Origin of the sequence: Serratia sp. JSRIV001 (assembly GCF_019968745.1) — a bacterium.
GTDB classification, from domain to species: Bacteria; Pseudomonadota; Gammaproteobacteria; order Enterobacterales; family Enterobacteriaceae; genus Chania; species Chania fonticola_B.
This window is the reverse complement of record NZ_CP074147.1, coordinates 1584023-1599815: the sequence shown is the minus strand read 5'-3', so window position 1 is coordinate 1599815 and position 15793 is coordinate 1584023. Positions and strand designations below refer to the sequence as shown.

15 protein-coding genes are annotated in these 15793 nt (G+C 55.2%); 14 read left to right on the top strand and 1 reads right to left on the bottom strand.

Annotated features, from left to right (window positions below):
- The first annotated feature begins 93 nt into the window (after positions 1-93).
- From rihA to KGP17_RS07205, 3 genes are all read left to right on the top strand, one after another.
- Complete coding sequence (gene rihA / locus KGP17_RS07215) at positions 94-1026, top strand: pyrimidine-specific ribonucleoside hydrolase RihA (RefSeq protein WP_021805328.1); 933 nt, start codon at positions 94-96, stop codon at positions 1024-1026.
- A gap of 248 nt (positions 1027-1274) precedes the next feature.
- On the top strand, positions 1275-2234 hold the full coding sequence (locus tag KGP17_RS07210; protein ID WP_059199085.1) for an IS110 family transposase: 960 nt from the start codon (positions 1275-1277) through the stop codon (positions 2232-2234).
- Between the two features lie 561 nt (positions 2235-2795).
- Positions 2796-3191, top strand: a complete 396-nt coding sequence (locus KGP17_RS07205) for a hypothetical protein (protein WP_223499098.1) — start codon at positions 2796-2798, stop codon at positions 3189-3191.
- Positions 3192-3244: 53 nt separating this feature from the next.
- Here KGP17_RS07205 and KGP17_RS07200 read toward each other — a convergent pair whose 3' ends face one another.
- Positions 3245-3727 (bottom strand): zinc ribbon-containing protein, encoded by a 483-nt coding sequence (locus tag KGP17_RS07200; protein WP_021180000.1) that lies wholly within the window; start codon positions 3725-3727, stop codon positions 3245-3247.
- A 268-nt stretch (positions 3728-3995) separates the two neighbouring features.
- Between KGP17_RS07200 and leuS the strand changes: the two genes are divergently transcribed.
- From leuS to ybeD, 11 genes are all read left to right on the top strand, one after another.
- Positions 3996-6578 (top strand): leucine--tRNA ligase, encoded by a 2583-nt coding sequence (gene leuS, locus KGP17_RS07195; protein WP_065686404.1) that lies wholly within the window; start codon positions 3996-3998, stop codon positions 6576-6578.
- A gap of 14 nt (positions 6579-6592) precedes the next feature.
- Complete coding sequence (gene lptE / locus KGP17_RS07190) at positions 6593-7156, top strand: LPS assembly lipoprotein LptE (protein ID WP_223499097.1); 564 nt, start codon at positions 6593-6595, stop codon at positions 7154-7156.
- Complete coding sequence (gene holA / locus KGP17_RS07185) at positions 7153-8187, top strand: DNA polymerase III subunit delta (RefSeq protein WP_223499096.1); 1035 nt, start codon at positions 7153-7155, stop codon at positions 8185-8187. Before lptE ends, holA begins: the two co-directional genes overlap by 4 nt.
- Positions 8177-8839, top strand: coding sequence for a nicotinate-nucleotide adenylyltransferase (gene nadD, locus KGP17_RS07180; protein ID WP_223499095.1), 663 nt, complete (start codon positions 8177-8179; stop codon positions 8837-8839). Before holA ends, nadD begins: the two co-directional genes overlap by 11 nt.
- Positions 8840-9022: 183 nt before the next feature.
- The gene (rsfS, locus tag KGP17_RS07175; protein WP_021180005.1) at positions 9023-9340 is read left to right on the top strand and encodes a ribosome silencing factor; all 318 of its coding nucleotides are present in this window, start codon (positions 9023-9025) and stop codon (positions 9338-9340) included.
- Between the two features lie 3 nt (positions 9341-9343).
- Complete coding sequence (gene rlmH / locus KGP17_RS07170; protein WP_004949595.1) at positions 9344-9814, top strand: 23S rRNA (pseudouridine(1915)-N(3))-methyltransferase RlmH; 471 nt, start codon at positions 9344-9346, stop codon at positions 9812-9814.
- Between the two features lie 38 nt (positions 9815-9852).
- Positions 9853-11748, top strand: coding sequence for a peptidoglycan DD-transpeptidase MrdA (mrdA, locus tag KGP17_RS07165; protein WP_037375141.1), 1896 nt, complete (start codon positions 9853-9855; stop codon positions 11746-11748).
- Between the two features lie 8 nt (positions 11749-11756).
- Positions 11757-12869: a peptidoglycan glycosyltransferase MrdB gene (gene mrdB / locus KGP17_RS07160; RefSeq protein ID WP_021805334.1), complete on the top strand. Its 1113-nt coding sequence runs from the start codon at positions 11757-11759 to the stop codon at positions 12867-12869.
- Between the two features lie 10 nt (positions 12870-12879).
- Complete coding sequence (rlpA, locus tag KGP17_RS07155; RefSeq protein ID WP_179248219.1) at positions 12880-13959, top strand: endolytic peptidoglycan transglycosylase RlpA; 1080 nt, start codon at positions 12880-12882, stop codon at positions 13957-13959.
- A gap of 184 nt (positions 13960-14143) precedes the next feature.
- Entirely contained in the window at positions 14144-15355 is a 1212-nt protein-coding gene (gene dacA, locus KGP17_RS07150) for a D-alanyl-D-alanine carboxypeptidase DacA (RefSeq protein ID WP_021805336.1), read from the top strand.
- A gap of 102 nt (positions 15356-15457) precedes the next feature.
- Positions 15458-15724 (top strand): DUF493 family protein YbeD, encoded by a 267-nt coding sequence (gene ybeD / locus KGP17_RS07145; RefSeq protein WP_021180010.1) that lies wholly within the window; start codon positions 15458-15460, stop codon positions 15722-15724.
- Positions 15725-15793: the final 69 nt, after the last annotated feature.

The window sequence follows — 15793 nt, the reverse complement described above, 5'->3', positions numbered from 1 at the left end:
CGCCCTGCCCCCCAGGGCGCATCAATAGTGCTTGTTTCTTTCGCACTTTCCCCCGATCCTCAAAGCATAATGATAACGCTGAAGGAGAAAGTGATGTCCCGCCCTATTATTATCGATTGTGATCCAGGCCTTGATGACGCTATTGCCCTTGCCATGGCGCTACGTGCCCCTACGTTGGATGTTAAAGCCGTCACCACTTCCGCCGGTAACCAGACACCGCAAAAAACCCTGCATAACGCACTCGGCCTGCTGACGCTGATGCAACGGCAAGATGTCCTGGTCGCTGGCGGTGCCGCCAAGCCCTTGATGCGCGATCTGGTCATTGCCGATTACGTGCACGGTGATACCGGGATGGGCAACACCCATCTGCCAGTACCGGATTTTCAGCCAGTCAAGCAAACTGCGGTCGAGTTAATTGCCGATCTGCTACGTACCAGCCCAGAGCCGATTACGCTGGTGGTCACCGGCCCGATGACCAATATTGCCTTGCTGCTGTCACAGCACGCAGAGTTGAAAAGCAAGATTGAACGCATCGTGTTTATGGGCGGTGGGCTGAATGCTGGCAACACCACGCCGGTGGCCGAATTCAATATCTACGTCGATCCGGAAGCGGCCGAAATTGTGCTGCAATCCGGCGTGCCTCTAACCATGGCCGGGTTGAACGTCACCCATCAGGCATTGGTGTTACCGCAGGATATCGAACGCATCCGTAGCATTAATAATCCGGTGGCGGCAGCGGTAGCCAGCATGCTCGATTTCTACCTGCCGTTGTATCTCAGCCACCCGCGCGGCCTGCCGGGTGCCGCCATGCACGATCCTTGCACCATCGCCTGGCTGCTGGCCCCGGAGCTGTTTGAAAGCCGTGAGCTGTGGGTGGGTGTGGAGACCCAAGGTCACTACACCGTGGGCATGACGGTAGTGGATGAGTTTGGCCAAAACGGTAAACCGGCGAACGTCGAGGTGTTGACCCATATCAACCGCCAGGGCTTTATCGATCTGATGGTCGAGTGTGTTTCACGTTATTAAATGCCCCCTCACCCTAACCCTTATGTCTTGATCTTCTCCGCCTTAGCGGAGAAGATCCCCGACTGATCATCGGGAGATAGCCGGTGAGCTCCCCCTAACCCTAGTGCCTATGAGCCCGTGGGAGAGATTGTGCCCCGGCTGTCTATTTCCCTGTCGCCTTGTAGACCGAACGGTATCCTGTGCCTATGAGCACCTACATATAAGGATGGTCCGGCGATAAATTTCAGACATGGTTATGGAGTGCCATAATGCGTAGAACCCCTGTCGGCGTTGATATCGCTAAACACAAATTTGATGTCGCCGTACTGCTGGACAATCAGAAGTATAAAACCAAAAAGTTTGCCAATACCCCTTCTGGATGCCGCGAGTTCGCAGCCTGGTTGAGCCGCTTTGGCGACTGTCATGTCTGTATGGAAGCCACCGGGAGCTACAGCACGGAACTGGCCACTTATCTGGCAGACAACAACTACCACGTCAGTCTGATGAACCCGGCGTGTATCCATTCCTTCGGCAATACAGAACTGGCCCGGAACAAAACGGACAAAAGCGATGCAGCGATGATAGCCCGCTACTGCGCACTGCATCAGCCTGCCCCGTGGTTCCCAGCCCCGTTGAGCGAGCGCCAGTTGACCGCGTTGGTCAGGCATCTTAAGAACCTGGAAGAGATGCGTCAGATGGAAGAAAATCGCCTGGAGGTGGCCGAAGCAGTCATCGTCCCTTCACTCAATGAGCACATCGCCACGTTGGATGAACTGATACGAGAAACGAAAAAGAAAATCAGTCAGCACATCGATGATAACCCTGACCTGAAACGGGACAGCGAGTTGCTAAAAAGTATCCCTGGAGTGGGAGAGATGCTGAGCTCCAGCCTGCTGGCCTTCGCAGGAAACCTGCGTCGGTTCACCAGCAGCAAGGCCCTGGTAGCGTATGCAGGACTGAATCCACAGCGATGTGAGTCGGGGATGTTTAAAGGGAAAAGCCGGTTATCGAAAGTGGGGCACGGTGAGCTGCGAAGTGCGTTATACATGCCCGCGGTAGTGGCAGGCCAATACAATGTTGTGGTTAAAGACTTAACAGAAAGGCTGAAGTTGCGTGGGAAGTCGGGCAAAGAAAGAGTGTGTGCGGCGATGCGAAAGTTGCTGCAACTGGCCTATGGTGTGGTGAAATCAGGAAAGACATTTAATGCGGAAATACCGCTTGCCGGATAGCCGACAAGACGGTATCTCTCCCATAGGGAGAGGGAACCGATCGAGTGTGCTGATTGCCCTGTGTAATACCTTGGATTTCTTGTGCTTATGCCCTACTTTCCGAAGCTGCACAGCCTTATCAAAGATGCCGAACAGCCCCCTCGCCCTTTGGGAGAGGGTTGGGGTGAGGGGACAGAACGTGCCACATCCTCAACTACGTTATCTACATCAGTCCTGTAACAAACTAACACCTGCAACTGAGCACAACTCCGAACCCGCTTTTTACCGCTACGCCGAGGCCTCTGGCAGGTGGGGCTCATGCAGGTTAGCCAACCGCTGAGCGCATGGAGGCGCGATTGCGAGCCCCCATGAACGGGTTTACGGCGTGTCGGCGTTCTGCATAATCCCCAGCTGAAGTACCGTCACAATCAGCTACTCACCGTAGACATCATACCGACGTCAAGGTGCTAGCCCATATCAACCGATTGGGCTTTATCTCGACATAGAGCAATAACTCCGGACTGGTTTACTTTCGTCCGATAAAACAAGACAATGCAGCCACAATGATACAGGGAGAGACGAATGAAAGGATATTTTCGCAAGTTACTGATCGGTTTGCTAGCCGTCGTTATTGTGGCCGCGGCACTGTTTTTTTGGGTCCGGTATGAACTTAAGCAGGATGCCACACTAGCTTTTAACCAAAACAGCATCGTCAAAGAACATCTAGGTGAAGTGACCGTGGAAGAACTCGGTCTGAGTCAGTTTTCGGCCCTGCCACAGTGTCAGGATGGTTGCGAGCACTATCTGGTTACGTTAGAGGGTGAAAAAGCTAGCGCTACTGCCGTTATGGACTTTGCAAAAGGGGATACTGAACTCTCCAATGCGATATTGTGTCTGGCTGACGGCACCAATATCGCTCTGACAGAAGATGCAGTGGCTTTGGTACAAAACGACACCGAAGAAACGCACTGCCAGTGATGCTTTCTCAATAAGCTGTAAATTCCCCTCATGCAACATGAGGGGAAATAGCCTTAAGGCTCAAACGGCCGGCGTTGGAACTGATCGTGGCCGCACTTCGGGCACAAAGGCAGCACTTCCGGGGTATAGAAAGCCAGATGGTGATGGCATTTCTCACACACCAGATTGCCCAGCCCGACCACCTCGCCGCTGTGGTAGACGCCGTGATGGCTGACATCCTTAAACACCTCTCGCCACTCTAACTGGGTTTTATCGGTGATATCCGCCAGTTCCTGCCACAGGCTTTCTTTAATCACGCGCATAAACACGCTGTCGGTGAATTCCTCCCGGCTCTCTTGATAGCTGCGGGCGAACTCTTCCAAATCGCGGCGCACCGCCCGGGTCAACTGCTCCACTTCCGTACGGCTGAGTTCCTCCACCTCATTCAAACGTTTCTCGGCGCTGGCGACCAATTGGTCAATGTCACGCTCACCGTTCTTTAAACGTTCCGTCAGTGACGTCACCAACTCGCGGTAATACTGAGCAACCTTGTTCATAGCTTCTCCTCGATGAACTACTGCGACAGGACTTCTCCCCTAAAACTACTCGTTATTATTTTAGTCGTAAATCACTGATGTGGCTTGGCTAGGTGAGGTTTTGGCAGATTGTGAGTCACATCATGGCACAGATATTTTTTTAATACGTCGAGTCAGACCGCTTGGTGTTGTTGCTGGCAGGTCTTATCAGCTATGCTATGCAGATCTAAAGATACTCACAGAATGCTACGGATGTAGCTGTTACACACCTACAGGACCATCGGCCGCCATGCAAGAGCAATACCGCCCCGAAGAGATAGAATCGAACGTACAGCTTCACTGGCAAGAGAAGCAAACTTTCAAGGTTACCGAAGACGCCAGCAAGGAAAAGTATTACTGCCTATCCATGCTGCCATACCCTTCTGGTCGTCTGCACATGGGTCATGTTCGGAACTACACCATTGGCGACGTGATCTCCCGCTACCAGCGTATGCTGGGCAAAAACGTGCTACAGCCAATTGGCTGGGATGCGTTTGGCCTGCCAGCCGAAGGCGCGGCGGTAAAAAACAAAACCGCACCGGCCCCTTGGACCTACGACAACATCGAATATATGAAGAACCAGCTGAAACTGCTGGGCTTCGGCTATGACTGGGATCGCGAGATCGCCACCTGCGATCCTGACTACTACCGTTGGGAACAGTGGTTCTTCACCAAGCTGTACGAAAAAGGCATGGTCTACAAGAAGACTTCGGCGGTGAACTGGTGCCCACACGATCTGACCGTACTGGCCAACGAACAGGTTATCGACGGCTGCTGCTGGCGCTGTGATACCAAGGTTGAGCGTAAAGAGATCCCACAGTGGTTTATTAAAATCACCGATTACGCCGATCAACTGCTCAACGATCTGGACACGCTGGAAAGCTGGCCAGAGCAGGTGAAAACCATGCAGCGCAACTGGATTGGCCGTTCCGAAGGGGTAGAAATCACCTTCGACGTTGCCGACAGCGCTGAGAAAGTCACCGTTTACACCACCCGCCCAGACACCTTTATGGGGGCTACCTATGTCGCCGTTGCCGCAGGTCACCCGCTGGCACAGCAGGGCGCGGTCAACAACCCGGCGCTGACAGACTTCATCGACGAATGCCGCAACACCAAGGTTGCCGAAGCCGAAATGGCCACCATGGAGAAGAAAGGCATGGCCACCGGCCTGTTTGCCATCCATCCGTTGAGCGGTGAGAAGCTGCCAATCTGGGTCGCCAACTTCGTCCTGATGGAATACGGCACTGGCGCGGTAATGGCCGTCCCTGGCCACGATCAGCGTGACTGGGAATTCGCCACCAAATACGATCTGCAGATCAAACCGGTCATTTTGAACCTGGATGGCAGCAAGCCAGACGTCAGCGCCGAAGCGATGACTGAAAAAGGCACCCTGTTCAACTCCGGTGAATTCGACGGCCTGGATCACCTGGCAGGCTTTAACGCCATCGCCGACAAGCTGGTGGCCAAAGGCGTCGGCCAGCGCAAGGTGAACTACCGTCTGCGCGATTGGGGCGTGTCCCGTCAGCGCTACTGGGGGGCTCCAATCCCAATGGTCACTCTGGAAGACGGCACCGTAATGCCAACGCCAGAAGACCAGTTGCCGGTCATCTTGCCGGAAGATGTCGTGATGGACGGCATCACCAGCCCGATCAAAGCCGATCCCGAGTGGGCAAAAACCACCGTTAACGGCCAGCCGGCGCTGCGTGAAACCGACACCTTCGACACCTTTATGGAATCTTCCTGGTACTACGCGCGCTACACTTGCCCGCAGTACGATAAAGGCATGCTGGATCCGGCTGCGGCCAACTACTGGCTGCCGGTCGATCAATATGTTGGCGGGATCGAACACGCCATCATGCACCTGATGTATTTCCGCTTCTTCCACAAGCTGATGCGTGATGCTGGCCTGGTCGATTCAGACGAGCCTGCCAAACGCCTGCTGTGCCAAGGCATGGTGTTGGCCGATGCCTTCTACTACACCGGCACCAGCGGCGAACGCGTCTGGGTATCTCCGGTTGATGCCACCGTCGAACGCGACGAGAAAGGCCGCATTGTCAAAGCAACCGATCCTGAAGGCCGCGAACTGGTCTATGCTGGCATGAGCAAAATGTCGAAGTCGAAGAACAACGGCATCGACCCGCAGGTGATGGTAGAAAAATACGGCGCGGATACCGTGCGTCTGTTCATGATGTTTGCTTCCCCAGCCGAAATGACGCTGGAATGGCAAGAATCTGGCGTTGAAGGGGCAAACCGCTTCCTCAAGCGCGTCTGGAAACTGGCTTACGACCACGTTGAGCAAGGGGCGGTTCAGCCACTGAACGTCAGCGAGCTCAATGAAGATCAGAAAGCCCTGCGCCGCGACGTGCATAAAACCATCGCCAAAGTCACCGACGATATCGGCCGCCGCCAGACCTTCAACACCGCCATCGCCGCCGTGATGGAGCTGATGAACAAACTGGGCCGTGCGCCGCAGGAAAGTGAACAGGATCGCGCGCTGCTGCAAGAGGCCTTGCTGGCCGTGGTACGTATGCTGTATCCGTTCACGCCACACGTCTGCTTCACCCTGTGGCAGGCGTTGAACGCCGAAGGCGACGTAGACACGGCACCATGGCCGGTAGCAGACGAAGCCGCCATGGTGGAAGATTCCAAACTGGTGGTGGTACAGGTTAACGGCAAAGTGCGGGCAAAAGTCACCGTGCCAGCCGATGCTACCGAAGAACAAGTGCGTGAGCGCGCCGCCCAGGAACATCTGGTGGCCAAATATCTGGAAGGGGTCACGGTACGTAAAGTGATCTATGTTCCAGGCAAATTGCTTAACCTGGTTGTGGGTTAACTCAAGGAGGCTTTGTGCGACATCGTATTCTGACGTTGTTGCTGGGGTTGGCGGTGCTTGTCACCGCCGGCTGCGGTTTTCATCTGCGCGGCACCGCGCAGGTGCCCACAGAATTGCATACGCTGATCCTGGATAGCTATGATCCCTTTGGCCCACTAACCCGTGCCGTGCGCGAGCAATTGCGTCTAAGCGGGGCTACCGTGGTCAAATACGATCCGGCCCACAAGGAAGTCCCGTCACTGCGCATCGTCAATTCGACGCAGAGTCAGGATACGGTTTCGATCTTCCAGGACGGTAAAACGGCCGAATTTCAATTGGTGATGACGGTTCAGGCCCAGGTATTGATCCCAGGGCATGATATCTACCCGATCAACGTCAAAGTCTTCCGCTCTTTCTTTGATAACCCGTTAACCGCCTTGGCCAAAGACGCCGAGCAGGACATCATTATGCAGGAAATGCGTGAGCAGGCTGCCCAGCAAATTCTGCGCAAGATGCTGGCGGTGCACGCAGCGGTGCAAGAAACGCAAAAAAAAGCCGCTATCGCTGGTGAAAAAGCGGCCAGTGCCCCAGCACAATGATCCGTCTTTATCCTGAACAACTTGCCGCGCAGCTCCGAGAGGGGCTGCGCGCTTGTTATTTATTGAGCGGTAATGAACCCTTGTTGCTGCAGGAAAGCCAGGATCTGATCCGCCAGGCTGCCCAACAGCAACAGTTCACCGAGCACTACAGCATTTCCCTGGATGTTCATACCGACTGGGATGCCATCTTCAGTATCTGCCAAGCCATGAGCCTGTTTGCCAGCCGGCAAACCCTGTTGCTGATTTTCCCCGAGAACGGCCCAACGGCCCCGATCGGCGAGCAACTGGTCAAGCTGTCCGCTTTGCTGCATGACGATATCCTGTTGGTACTGCGCGGCCCACGCCTGACCAAAGCCCAGGAGAACAGCGCCTGGTTCAAGGCTCTCAGCGCCAATGGCGTCATGGTCAGTTGCCAAACGCCGGAACAGGCACAGCTGCCGCGTTGGGTTGCCCAGCGAGCCAAATCCATGCAGCTGGATCTCGATGACGCAGCCAATCAACTGCTGTGTTACTGCTATGAAGGCAACCTGCTGGCACTATCGCAGGCGTTGGAACGACTTTCGCTGCTGCATCCCGATGGTAAACTGACGTTGCCCCGCGTAGAGCAGGCGGTAAACGATGCAGCCCACTTCAGCCCGTTCCATTGGCTGGATGCCGTGCTGGCAGGCAAGAGCAAACGTGCCTGGCATATCCTGCGGCAACTCCAGCAAGAGGATGTCGAGCCGGTGATCTTGCTGCGTACCCTGCAACGGGAACTGCTGATGCTGCTGAACCTTCAACGCCGCATGGCGCACACCCCACTGCGTACGCTATTCGATCAGCTCAAGGTCTGGCAGAACCGCCGTAGCCTGATTACTCAGGCTCTACAACGCCTTTCGGGTGAACAATTGCGGCAGGCAGTGCACCTGTTGGCGCAAATTGAGCTCACCCTCAAGAAAGACTACGGCCAGTCGGTTTGGCCGGAGCTGGAAACCCTGTCGATGCTGCTCTGCGGCAAACCTCTGGCCACGAGTGTCACCGATGCCTACTAGCCCGCAACAGCCACATACCCTGCACGCCTTTTTCGGTGGCACCTTTGACCCAATCCACTACGGCCATTTGCGCCCAGTGGTGGCCTTGGCTAAAGAAGTCGGCCTTGATAAGGTCACGTTGTTGCCCAACCATGTGCCTCCCCATCGGCCACAGCCGGAAGCCAACGCGCAGCAGCGGCTAGCCATGGTTGAGCTGGCCATCGCAGGTACCCCGTTATTTGCCGTGGACGATCGTGAATTGCACCGCACCACCGCGTCCTACACCATCGAGACTTTCGAAACGATTCGTAAAGAACGTGGCGCCGCAGCGCCTCTGGCGTTTATTATTGGCCAGGACTCGCTGCTGAGCCTGCACAAATGGCATCGCTGGCAAGACCTGTTGCACTTCTGCCACCTGTTGGTGCTGGCGCGCCCGGGTTATAACCAGCAGATGGATACGCCAGAACTGCAACGCTGGCTGGAACAGCACCAAATCACCGATGCCGCCCTGCTCAGCCGCCAGCCGCACGGGTTTATCTACCTGGCAGATACCCCTTTACTGGAGATATCCGCCACCGAGATACGCCAGCGCCGTCACCAAGGCATCAGCTGTGACGATTTACTGCCGCGCCCGGTGCAGCGTTATATCGAGTTACAGGGTTTATATCGATAGGCCGCATGCTATACTGCGCCGCTATTTTTCAGGTATCCGCTGAAAACCCCAAGGATCTTGGCTAGCTGGGCAAAACCAGCAGGCTTTCAGCGGCATCCTGCCGAAACCATCACGATTCAGGCCAGTGACTTTGGGCAGTTGCCCTCAGCTTCCTGATGAACAGAACAACCCGAGGGGGAACCTTTGCAAGGTAAAGCGCTCCAAGATTTCGTTATCGATAAAATTGATGACATGAAAGGCCAGGATATTGTCGCTCTAGATGTTCAGGGCAAATCCAGCATCACCGACTGCATGATCATCTGTACCGGCACTTCAAGCCGCCATGTGATGTCGATTGCCGAACACGTCGTGCAAGAAGCCCGCGATGCCGGTATGGAACTGTATGGCATGAAAGGCCAGGCCGTTTCCGATTGGGTAGTGGTCGATCTGGGCGAAGTGATTGTGCACGTGATGCAGGAAGAAAGTCGCCAATTGTACGAACTGGAAAAGCTCTGGGGTTAAGCGGTGAAACTGCAATTGGTTGCAGTCGGCACCAAAATGCCCGACTGGGTGCAGACCGGCTTTATGGATTACCTGCATCGCTTTCCGAAAGATATGCCGTTTGAACTGACCGAGATCCCGGCGGGCAAACGCGGCAAGAATGCGGATATCAAACGCATTCTGGAAAAAGAAGGCGAGCAGATGCTGGCAGCGGTGGGCAAAGGTAACCGCATCGTTACGTTGGATATCCCTGGCACCCCGTGGGAAACGCCCCAGTTGGCACAACAGCTCGAGCGCTGGAAACAGGATGGCCGCAACGTCAGCCTGTTGATTGGCGGCCCTGAGGGGCTGGCTCCGGCCTGTAAAGCCGCCGCTGAGCAAAGCTGGTCGCTTTCCCCGTTAACGTTACCGCATCCTTTAGTGCGTGTTTTGGTGGCAGAGAGCCTCTACCGCGCCTGGAGTATTACTACAAATCATCCTTACCACCGGGAGTAACCGGTGGTGACAGTAACAGAGTGAAAAAAAGCAGCGGGATGAAAATAGAACGTAACCCTTTTCGCGACTATACGGCCGAGTCCGCCCTGTTTGTACGCCGCGCCGTGGTGGCGTTTTTTATCATTCTGGTGCTGACAGGCATCCTGATTGCCAATCTGTATAATCTGCAAATCGTGCGTTTTGAAGATTACCGCACCCGCTCCAATGAAAACCGCATCAAGCTGCTGCCTATCGCCCCCAGCCGCGGCATAATTTACGATCGTAACGGAACCCCGCTGGCGCTTAACCGCACCATTTACCAGTTGGAACTGATGCCGGAGAAGGTGGACGATCTAAAAGCCACGCTGGAGGCCTTACGCCCGGTAGTCGATCTCACCGACGACGATATCGCCAACTTTGAAAAAGAACGCAAGCGCTCGCGCCGTTTCGTCTCGATCCCGGTGAAAACCCCACTGACCGAAGTGCAGGTGGCCCGTTTTGCCGTCAATCAATTCCGCTTCCCCGGCGCGGAAGTCAAAGGCTATCAACGCCGCTATTATCCTTATGGGTCTGCCCTCACCCACGTGATCGGTTACGTGTCGAAAATTAATGACCGCGACCTCGAGCGCCTGGACAAAGACGGCCAGCTACGCAACTATGCCGCCACCCATGATATCGGCAAGCTGGGTATCGAACGCTATTATGAAGATGTCCTGCATGGCAAAACCGGCTATGAGGAGGTTGAAGTCAACAACCGTGGCCGGGTGATCCGCCAATTGCATGAGCAACCCCCTTCCGCCGGTAAAGACGTTTATCTGACGCTGGATCTCAACCTGCAACGCTATATCGAGCAGTTGCTGGTGGGTAGCCGTGCCGCCGTCGTGGTCAGCGATCCGCGCACCGGGGGAATTTTGGCGATGGTTTCCAACCCTAGCTACGATCCCAACCTGTTTGTTGATGGTATCTCCAACAAGGATTATCAGGGGCTGCTCAACGATCCGAACCGCCCGCTGATCAACCGTGCCACCCAAGGGGTGTACCCTCCGGCCTCCACGGTTAAACCCTATATTGCCGTTTCCGCCCTAAGTGCCGGGGTGATCACCAAAAATACCGTCGTGTTCGATCCGGGCTGGTGGCAATTGCCAGGGTCAGAGAAACGCTTCCGCGACTGGAAAAAATGGGGCCATGGCCGCCTCAACGTCACCAAAGCGCTGGAGGAATCTGCGGATACCTATTTCTATCAGGTAGCGTACGACATGGGGATCGATCGCCTATCCACCTGGCTGACCAAATTCGGCTACGGCGAATATACCGGTATCGATCTTTCCGAAGAGCGTTCCGGCCTGATGCCAACCCGCGACTGGAAATTCAAACGTTACAAGAAACCGTGGTATCAGGGCGACACCATTCCGGTGGGCATCGGCCAGGGCTACTGGACCGCTACGCCAATCCAGATGGCCAAGGCGCTGAACACCCTGATTAACGACGGCAACGTCAAAGATCCGCATCTGCTGCAAAGTACCAAGATCAACGGCGTATTGGTGCCGTTCAAGCAAAAAGAGAGCAAGCAGATCGGCGATATCCATTCAGGCTTCTGGGAAATAGCCAAAGACGGCATGTACGGCGTTGCCAACCGGCCTAACGGCACGGCGCGCAAGTTCTTTGACAAGACACCGTATAAAGCCGCGGCAAAATCGGGTACCGCGCAGGTATTCGGCTATGAAACCTATAACGCCCACAAACTCGCTGAACACCTGCGGGACCATAAATTGATGACCGCCTTTGCGCCCTACGATAACCCAACGGTTTCGGTGGCCATCATTTTGGAGAACGGCGGTTCAGGCCCGGCGGTAGGTACCATTACCCGCCAAATCCTCGACCACATCCTGTTGGGCGACAACAATACGCAATTACCGGATGCAGTACCGCTGCCGCCAGGTATAGAAGGTGATTAAGGTAGAACATGACTGAAAGCCAACAAAAGGGCTCTATCTGGACCAAAATCCATATCGACCCGACATTTCTGCTGTTTATTCTGGCCTTGCTGATCTACAGCGCCGTGGTGATGTGGAGTGCCAGCGGCCAGGATATGGGCATGATGGAGCGCAAAATCGGCCAGATCCTGATGGGGCTGATCGTGATGGGCGTGATGGCGCAAATCCCGCCGCGGGTTTATGAAAGCTGGGCACCCTACCTGTATATTTTCTGCGTGATATTGCTGATCCTGGTGGATGCCTTTGGCCAAATCAGTAAAGGGGCGCAGCGCTGGCTGGATCTGGGCTTTGTGCGTTTCCAGCCTTCGGAAATCGCCAAGATCGCCGTGCCACTGATGGTGGCACGCTTTATGAACCGTGACGTGTGCCCGCCTTCGCTGAAGAATACCGGCATCGCGCTAGTGCTGATCTTCCTGCCCACTTTGCTGGTTGCCGCACAGCCCGATCTGGGCACCTCGATCCTGATCGCCGCCTCTGGCCTGTTTGTGCTGTTCCTGTCGGGAATGAGCTGGAAGCTGATCGCTGTGGCTGCCGTAGCGCTGGCCGCCTTTATCCCGGTGTTGTGGTTCTTCCTGATGCACGGCTATCAGCGTGACCGCGTGATGATGCTGCTCGATCCGGAAAGCGATCCGTTAGGGGCCGGTTACCATATTATTCAGTCGAAAATCGCCATCGGCTCTGGTGGCCTATCGGGTAAAGGCTGGCTGCACGGCACTCAGTCTCAGCTGGAATTCCTGCCGGAACGCCATACCGACTTTATCTTCGCGGTGTTGGCGGAAGAACTTGGCCTGATCGGCGTACTGGTGCTGCTGGTGCTGTATCTGCTGGTGATTATCCGCGGGTTGATGATTGCCGCCCGGGCACAGACCACCTTTGGCCGCGTAATGGTCGGTGGGCTGATGCTGATCCTGTTTGTCTATGTGTTTGTTAACATTGGTATGGTCAGTGGCATTTTACCGGTAGTTGGCGTACCTTTGCCTTTGGTCAGTTACGGGGGGTCGGCGCTGATCGTACTCATGGCTGGGTTCGGCATCGTGATGTCGATCCACACGCATCGGAAAATGTTGTCTAAAAATCTATAAGAGGTGTGCAATGCGTAAGGAATGGCTTTGGGTCGGCGCGGTTGCTGCTGCGGTATTACTTTCCGCCTGTACCACGACGGAAGAAACACAGGCTCCGGTGCAACAAGCCTACAACGGGCCGGTGACCGAAATCGGCGGCGTGGAGCCTCACTATGAACCCTATAACCCTGGTACCCTGCAGGATTATAAGGTTAATGGCGACACTTATCGTATCGTGCAAGATCCGCAGAACTTCTCGCAAACCGGCCTGGCGGCCTGGTACGGTGAAGAGGCCAACGGCAACACTACCGCCATTGGTGAGCGGTTCGATCCCAATGCGCTGACCGCTGCACATCCCACCTTGCCTATTCCTAGCTATGTACGCGTCACTAACCTGGCCAATGGTCGTCAACTGGTGGTACGCGTGAACGATCGCGGCCCTTATACTTCTGGCCGGATTATCGATCTGTCCAAAGCTGCCGCCGATCGCCTCAACCTGTCCAGCAACACCAAGGTGAAGGTCGACTTTATCAAGGTTGCTCCAGACGGCACGTTGAGCGGCCCTGGTACCGTGGGTACCGTCGTCGCCAAACAGAGCTACGCCCTGCCTCCACGCCCGGATCTCAGTTCCGGCAGCGGTATGGATGCACCGATGCAGCAATCAGCACCGATTGCCGCCCCTGCCGCTCAAACGATTGACAACGGCAGCATGAACTACAACGACAACAGCACTACCCCTGCCGCCTCCACTGGTCGTAGCGGTGGTTTCCTTGGTGCGCCGCAGCCGTTAGCCCCTGGCGTATTGGAAGGGACAGAACCCCAACCGGTCATCAGCGCGCCAACTGCAACCCCGGTTGTGGCCACCGCAGCCGCAGCCAGTACCAGCGGTAGCTATGTCGTACAAGTAGGTGCCCTGAGTAATGCCGAGCGTGCGCAAAGCTGGCAACAACAGCTGAGCCAGCAGTTTGGCGTTCCTGGTAAGGTCGCCGCCAACGGCGCCGTCTACCGCGTGCAGCTTGGCCCGTTCAGCAATCGTCAACAGGCCGCACAGCTGCAACAGCGTCTGGCCAGTGAGGCACAACAACAGTCCTTTATCACTGCCGCACCCTAGTCGTGAAACTCGGCAGGCCGATGCCGCCGACAGCAGGTCGTTGACTTATCTGAAACATTTTCTTTCAGGTAAATCTGTGTAAACCCCCTACTGTCGGCCGAATGGCTAATGCCTGCCGGGGCCCCGTCTGCTATAGTGTGACTCGTTTTTTAACTTAACTTTTACGGATGTTGTAGTCCCGATCATGAAACAGGTAACCTCTTTTCGCTTAATCAAAAGCCTCACGCTTGGCACTGCCATCGCGCTCAGCGCAGCGTCAGTTGCCCACGCAGACGACGTTAATATTAAAACCATGATCCCAGGTGTGCCGCAGATTGATGCCGAGGCCTACATCCTGATTGATTACAACTCCGGTAAAGTGTTGGCGGAATCGAACGCCGACGCACGCCGCGACCCTGCCAGCCTGACCAAAATGATGACCAGCTACGTCATCGGCCAGGCGCTGAAATCCGGCAAGATTGGCCAGGACGATCTGGTCACCGTGGGTCAGGATGCCTGGGCTACCGGCAACCCGGTGTTCAAAGGTTCCTCACTGATGTTCCTCAAGCCGGGGGACCGCGTACCGGTCTCCAAGCTGACTCGTGGTATCAACCTGCAATCCGGTAACGATGCCTGTGTCGCCATGGCGGACTACGTCGCAGGTAGCCAGGATGCGTTCGTGAACCTGATGAATACCTACGTCAAACAGCTCGGCCTGCAAAACACCCACTTCCAAACCGTGCACGGCCTGGATGCGGAAGGTCAGTTCAGCTCGGCGCGTGATATGGCGTTGATCGGCCAGGCGCTGATCCGCGATGTGCCAGACGAATACGCTATCTATAAAGAAAAAGAGTTCACCTTCAACAATATCCGTCAGATGAACCGTAACGGTCTGCTGTGGGATACCAGCCTGAACGTCGATGGGATTAAAACCGGCCACACCAATTCGGCGGGTTATAACCTGGTAGCTTCAGCGACGGAAGGCCAGATGCGTCTGATCTCCGCCGTGCTGGGTGGCCGTACCTATAAAGGCCGCGAAACCGAGAGCAAAAAACTGCTGACCTGGGGCTTCCGCTTCTTTGAAACCGTCGCACCACTGAAAGCAGGCAAAGAGTTCGCTTCTGAACCCGTTTGGTTCGGCGATGCCGATCGCGTTGAGCTGGGCGTAGACAAAGATGCCTACCTGACCATCCCACGCGGCCGGATGAAAGATTTGAAAGCCAGCTATGTGCTGAACACCCCGGAAATTCATGCTCCGCTGGCCAAAAACCAGGTCGTTGGTACCATCAATTTCCAGCTGGATGGCAAAACCATCGATCAGCGCCCGCTGGTGGTGCTGAACGAAGTGAAAGAAGGTGGCTTCTTTGGCCGCATCGTGGATTATATCCGCCTGATGTTCCATCACTGGTTCGGTTAACCCTTGAATCGGCTGAGTTCGGCCCCATATAACAATTAACACTAACTCCCGCCCCGGCGGGAGTTATAATTTAGAGATCCGCCACAGCTGGAGCGCACCTACATGCAAAAGACTAAACTGAACGAACTGCTCGAATTCCCTTGTACCTTTACCTACAAGGTAATGGGTCTGGCACACCCCGAGCTGGTAGACCAGGTGGTTGAAGTGGTGCAACGCCATGCTCCAGGGGATTACAATCCTCAGGTCAAACCGAGCAGCAAAGGCAATTACCACTCCGTTTCCATCACCATCACCGCCACCCATATCGATCAGGTGGAAACGTTATATGAAGAGTTGGGCAATATTGAAATTGTCCGTATGGTGCTGTAATTACAGCATAACTCCCTGCCAGCCAACCTGGTTCAGCGCCACCGCTGTCCGGGTTGCTCTGGTTCGCCA

What these genes read in the sequence shown, in the direction of transcription:
- mrdA (WP_037375141.1), top strand. Translation starts at nt 9,853, where the DNA reads ATGAAAATAGAACGTAACCCTTTTCGCGACTATACGGCCGAGTCCGCC.
- holA (WP_223499096.1), top strand. Translation starts at nt 7,153, where the DNA reads ATGATCCGTCTTTATCCTGAACAACTTGCCGCGCAGCTCCGAGAGGGG.
- nadD (WP_223499095.1), top strand. Translation starts at nt 8,177, where the DNA reads ATGCCTACTAGCCCGCAACAGCCACATACCCTGCACGCCTTTTTCGGT.
- KGP17_RS07210 (WP_059199085.1), top strand. Translation starts at nt 1,275, where the DNA reads ATGCGTAGAACCCCTGTCGGCGTTGATATCGCTAAACACAAATTTGAT.
- ybeD (WP_021180010.1), top strand. Translation starts at nt 15,458, where the DNA reads ATGCAAAAGACTAAACTGAACGAACTGCTCGAATTCCCTTGTACCTTT.
- rihA (WP_021805328.1), top strand. Translation starts at nt 94, where the DNA reads ATGTCCCGCCCTATTATTATCGATTGTGATCCAGGCCTTGATGACGCT.
- mrdB (WP_021805334.1), top strand. Translation starts at nt 11,757, where the DNA reads ATGACTGAAAGCCAACAAAAGGGCTCTATCTGGACCAAAATCCATATC.
- KGP17_RS07205 (WP_223499098.1), top strand. Translation starts at nt 2,796, where the DNA reads ATGAAAGGATATTTTCGCAAGTTACTGATCGGTTTGCTAGCCGTCGTT.
- dacA (WP_021805336.1), top strand. Translation starts at nt 14,144, where the DNA reads ATGAAACAGGTAACCTCTTTTCGCTTAATCAAAAGCCTCACGCTTGGC.
- KGP17_RS07200 (WP_021180000.1), bottom strand. Translation starts at nt 3,727, where the DNA reads ATGAACAAGGTTGCTCAGTATTACCGCGAGTTGGTGACGTCACTGACG.
- rlpA (WP_179248219.1), top strand. Translation starts at nt 12,880, where the DNA reads ATGCGTAAGGAATGGCTTTGGGTCGGCGCGGTTGCTGCTGCGGTATTA.
- leuS (WP_065686404.1), top strand. Translation starts at nt 3,996, where the DNA reads ATGCAAGAGCAATACCGCCCCGAAGAGATAGAATCGAACGTACAGCTT.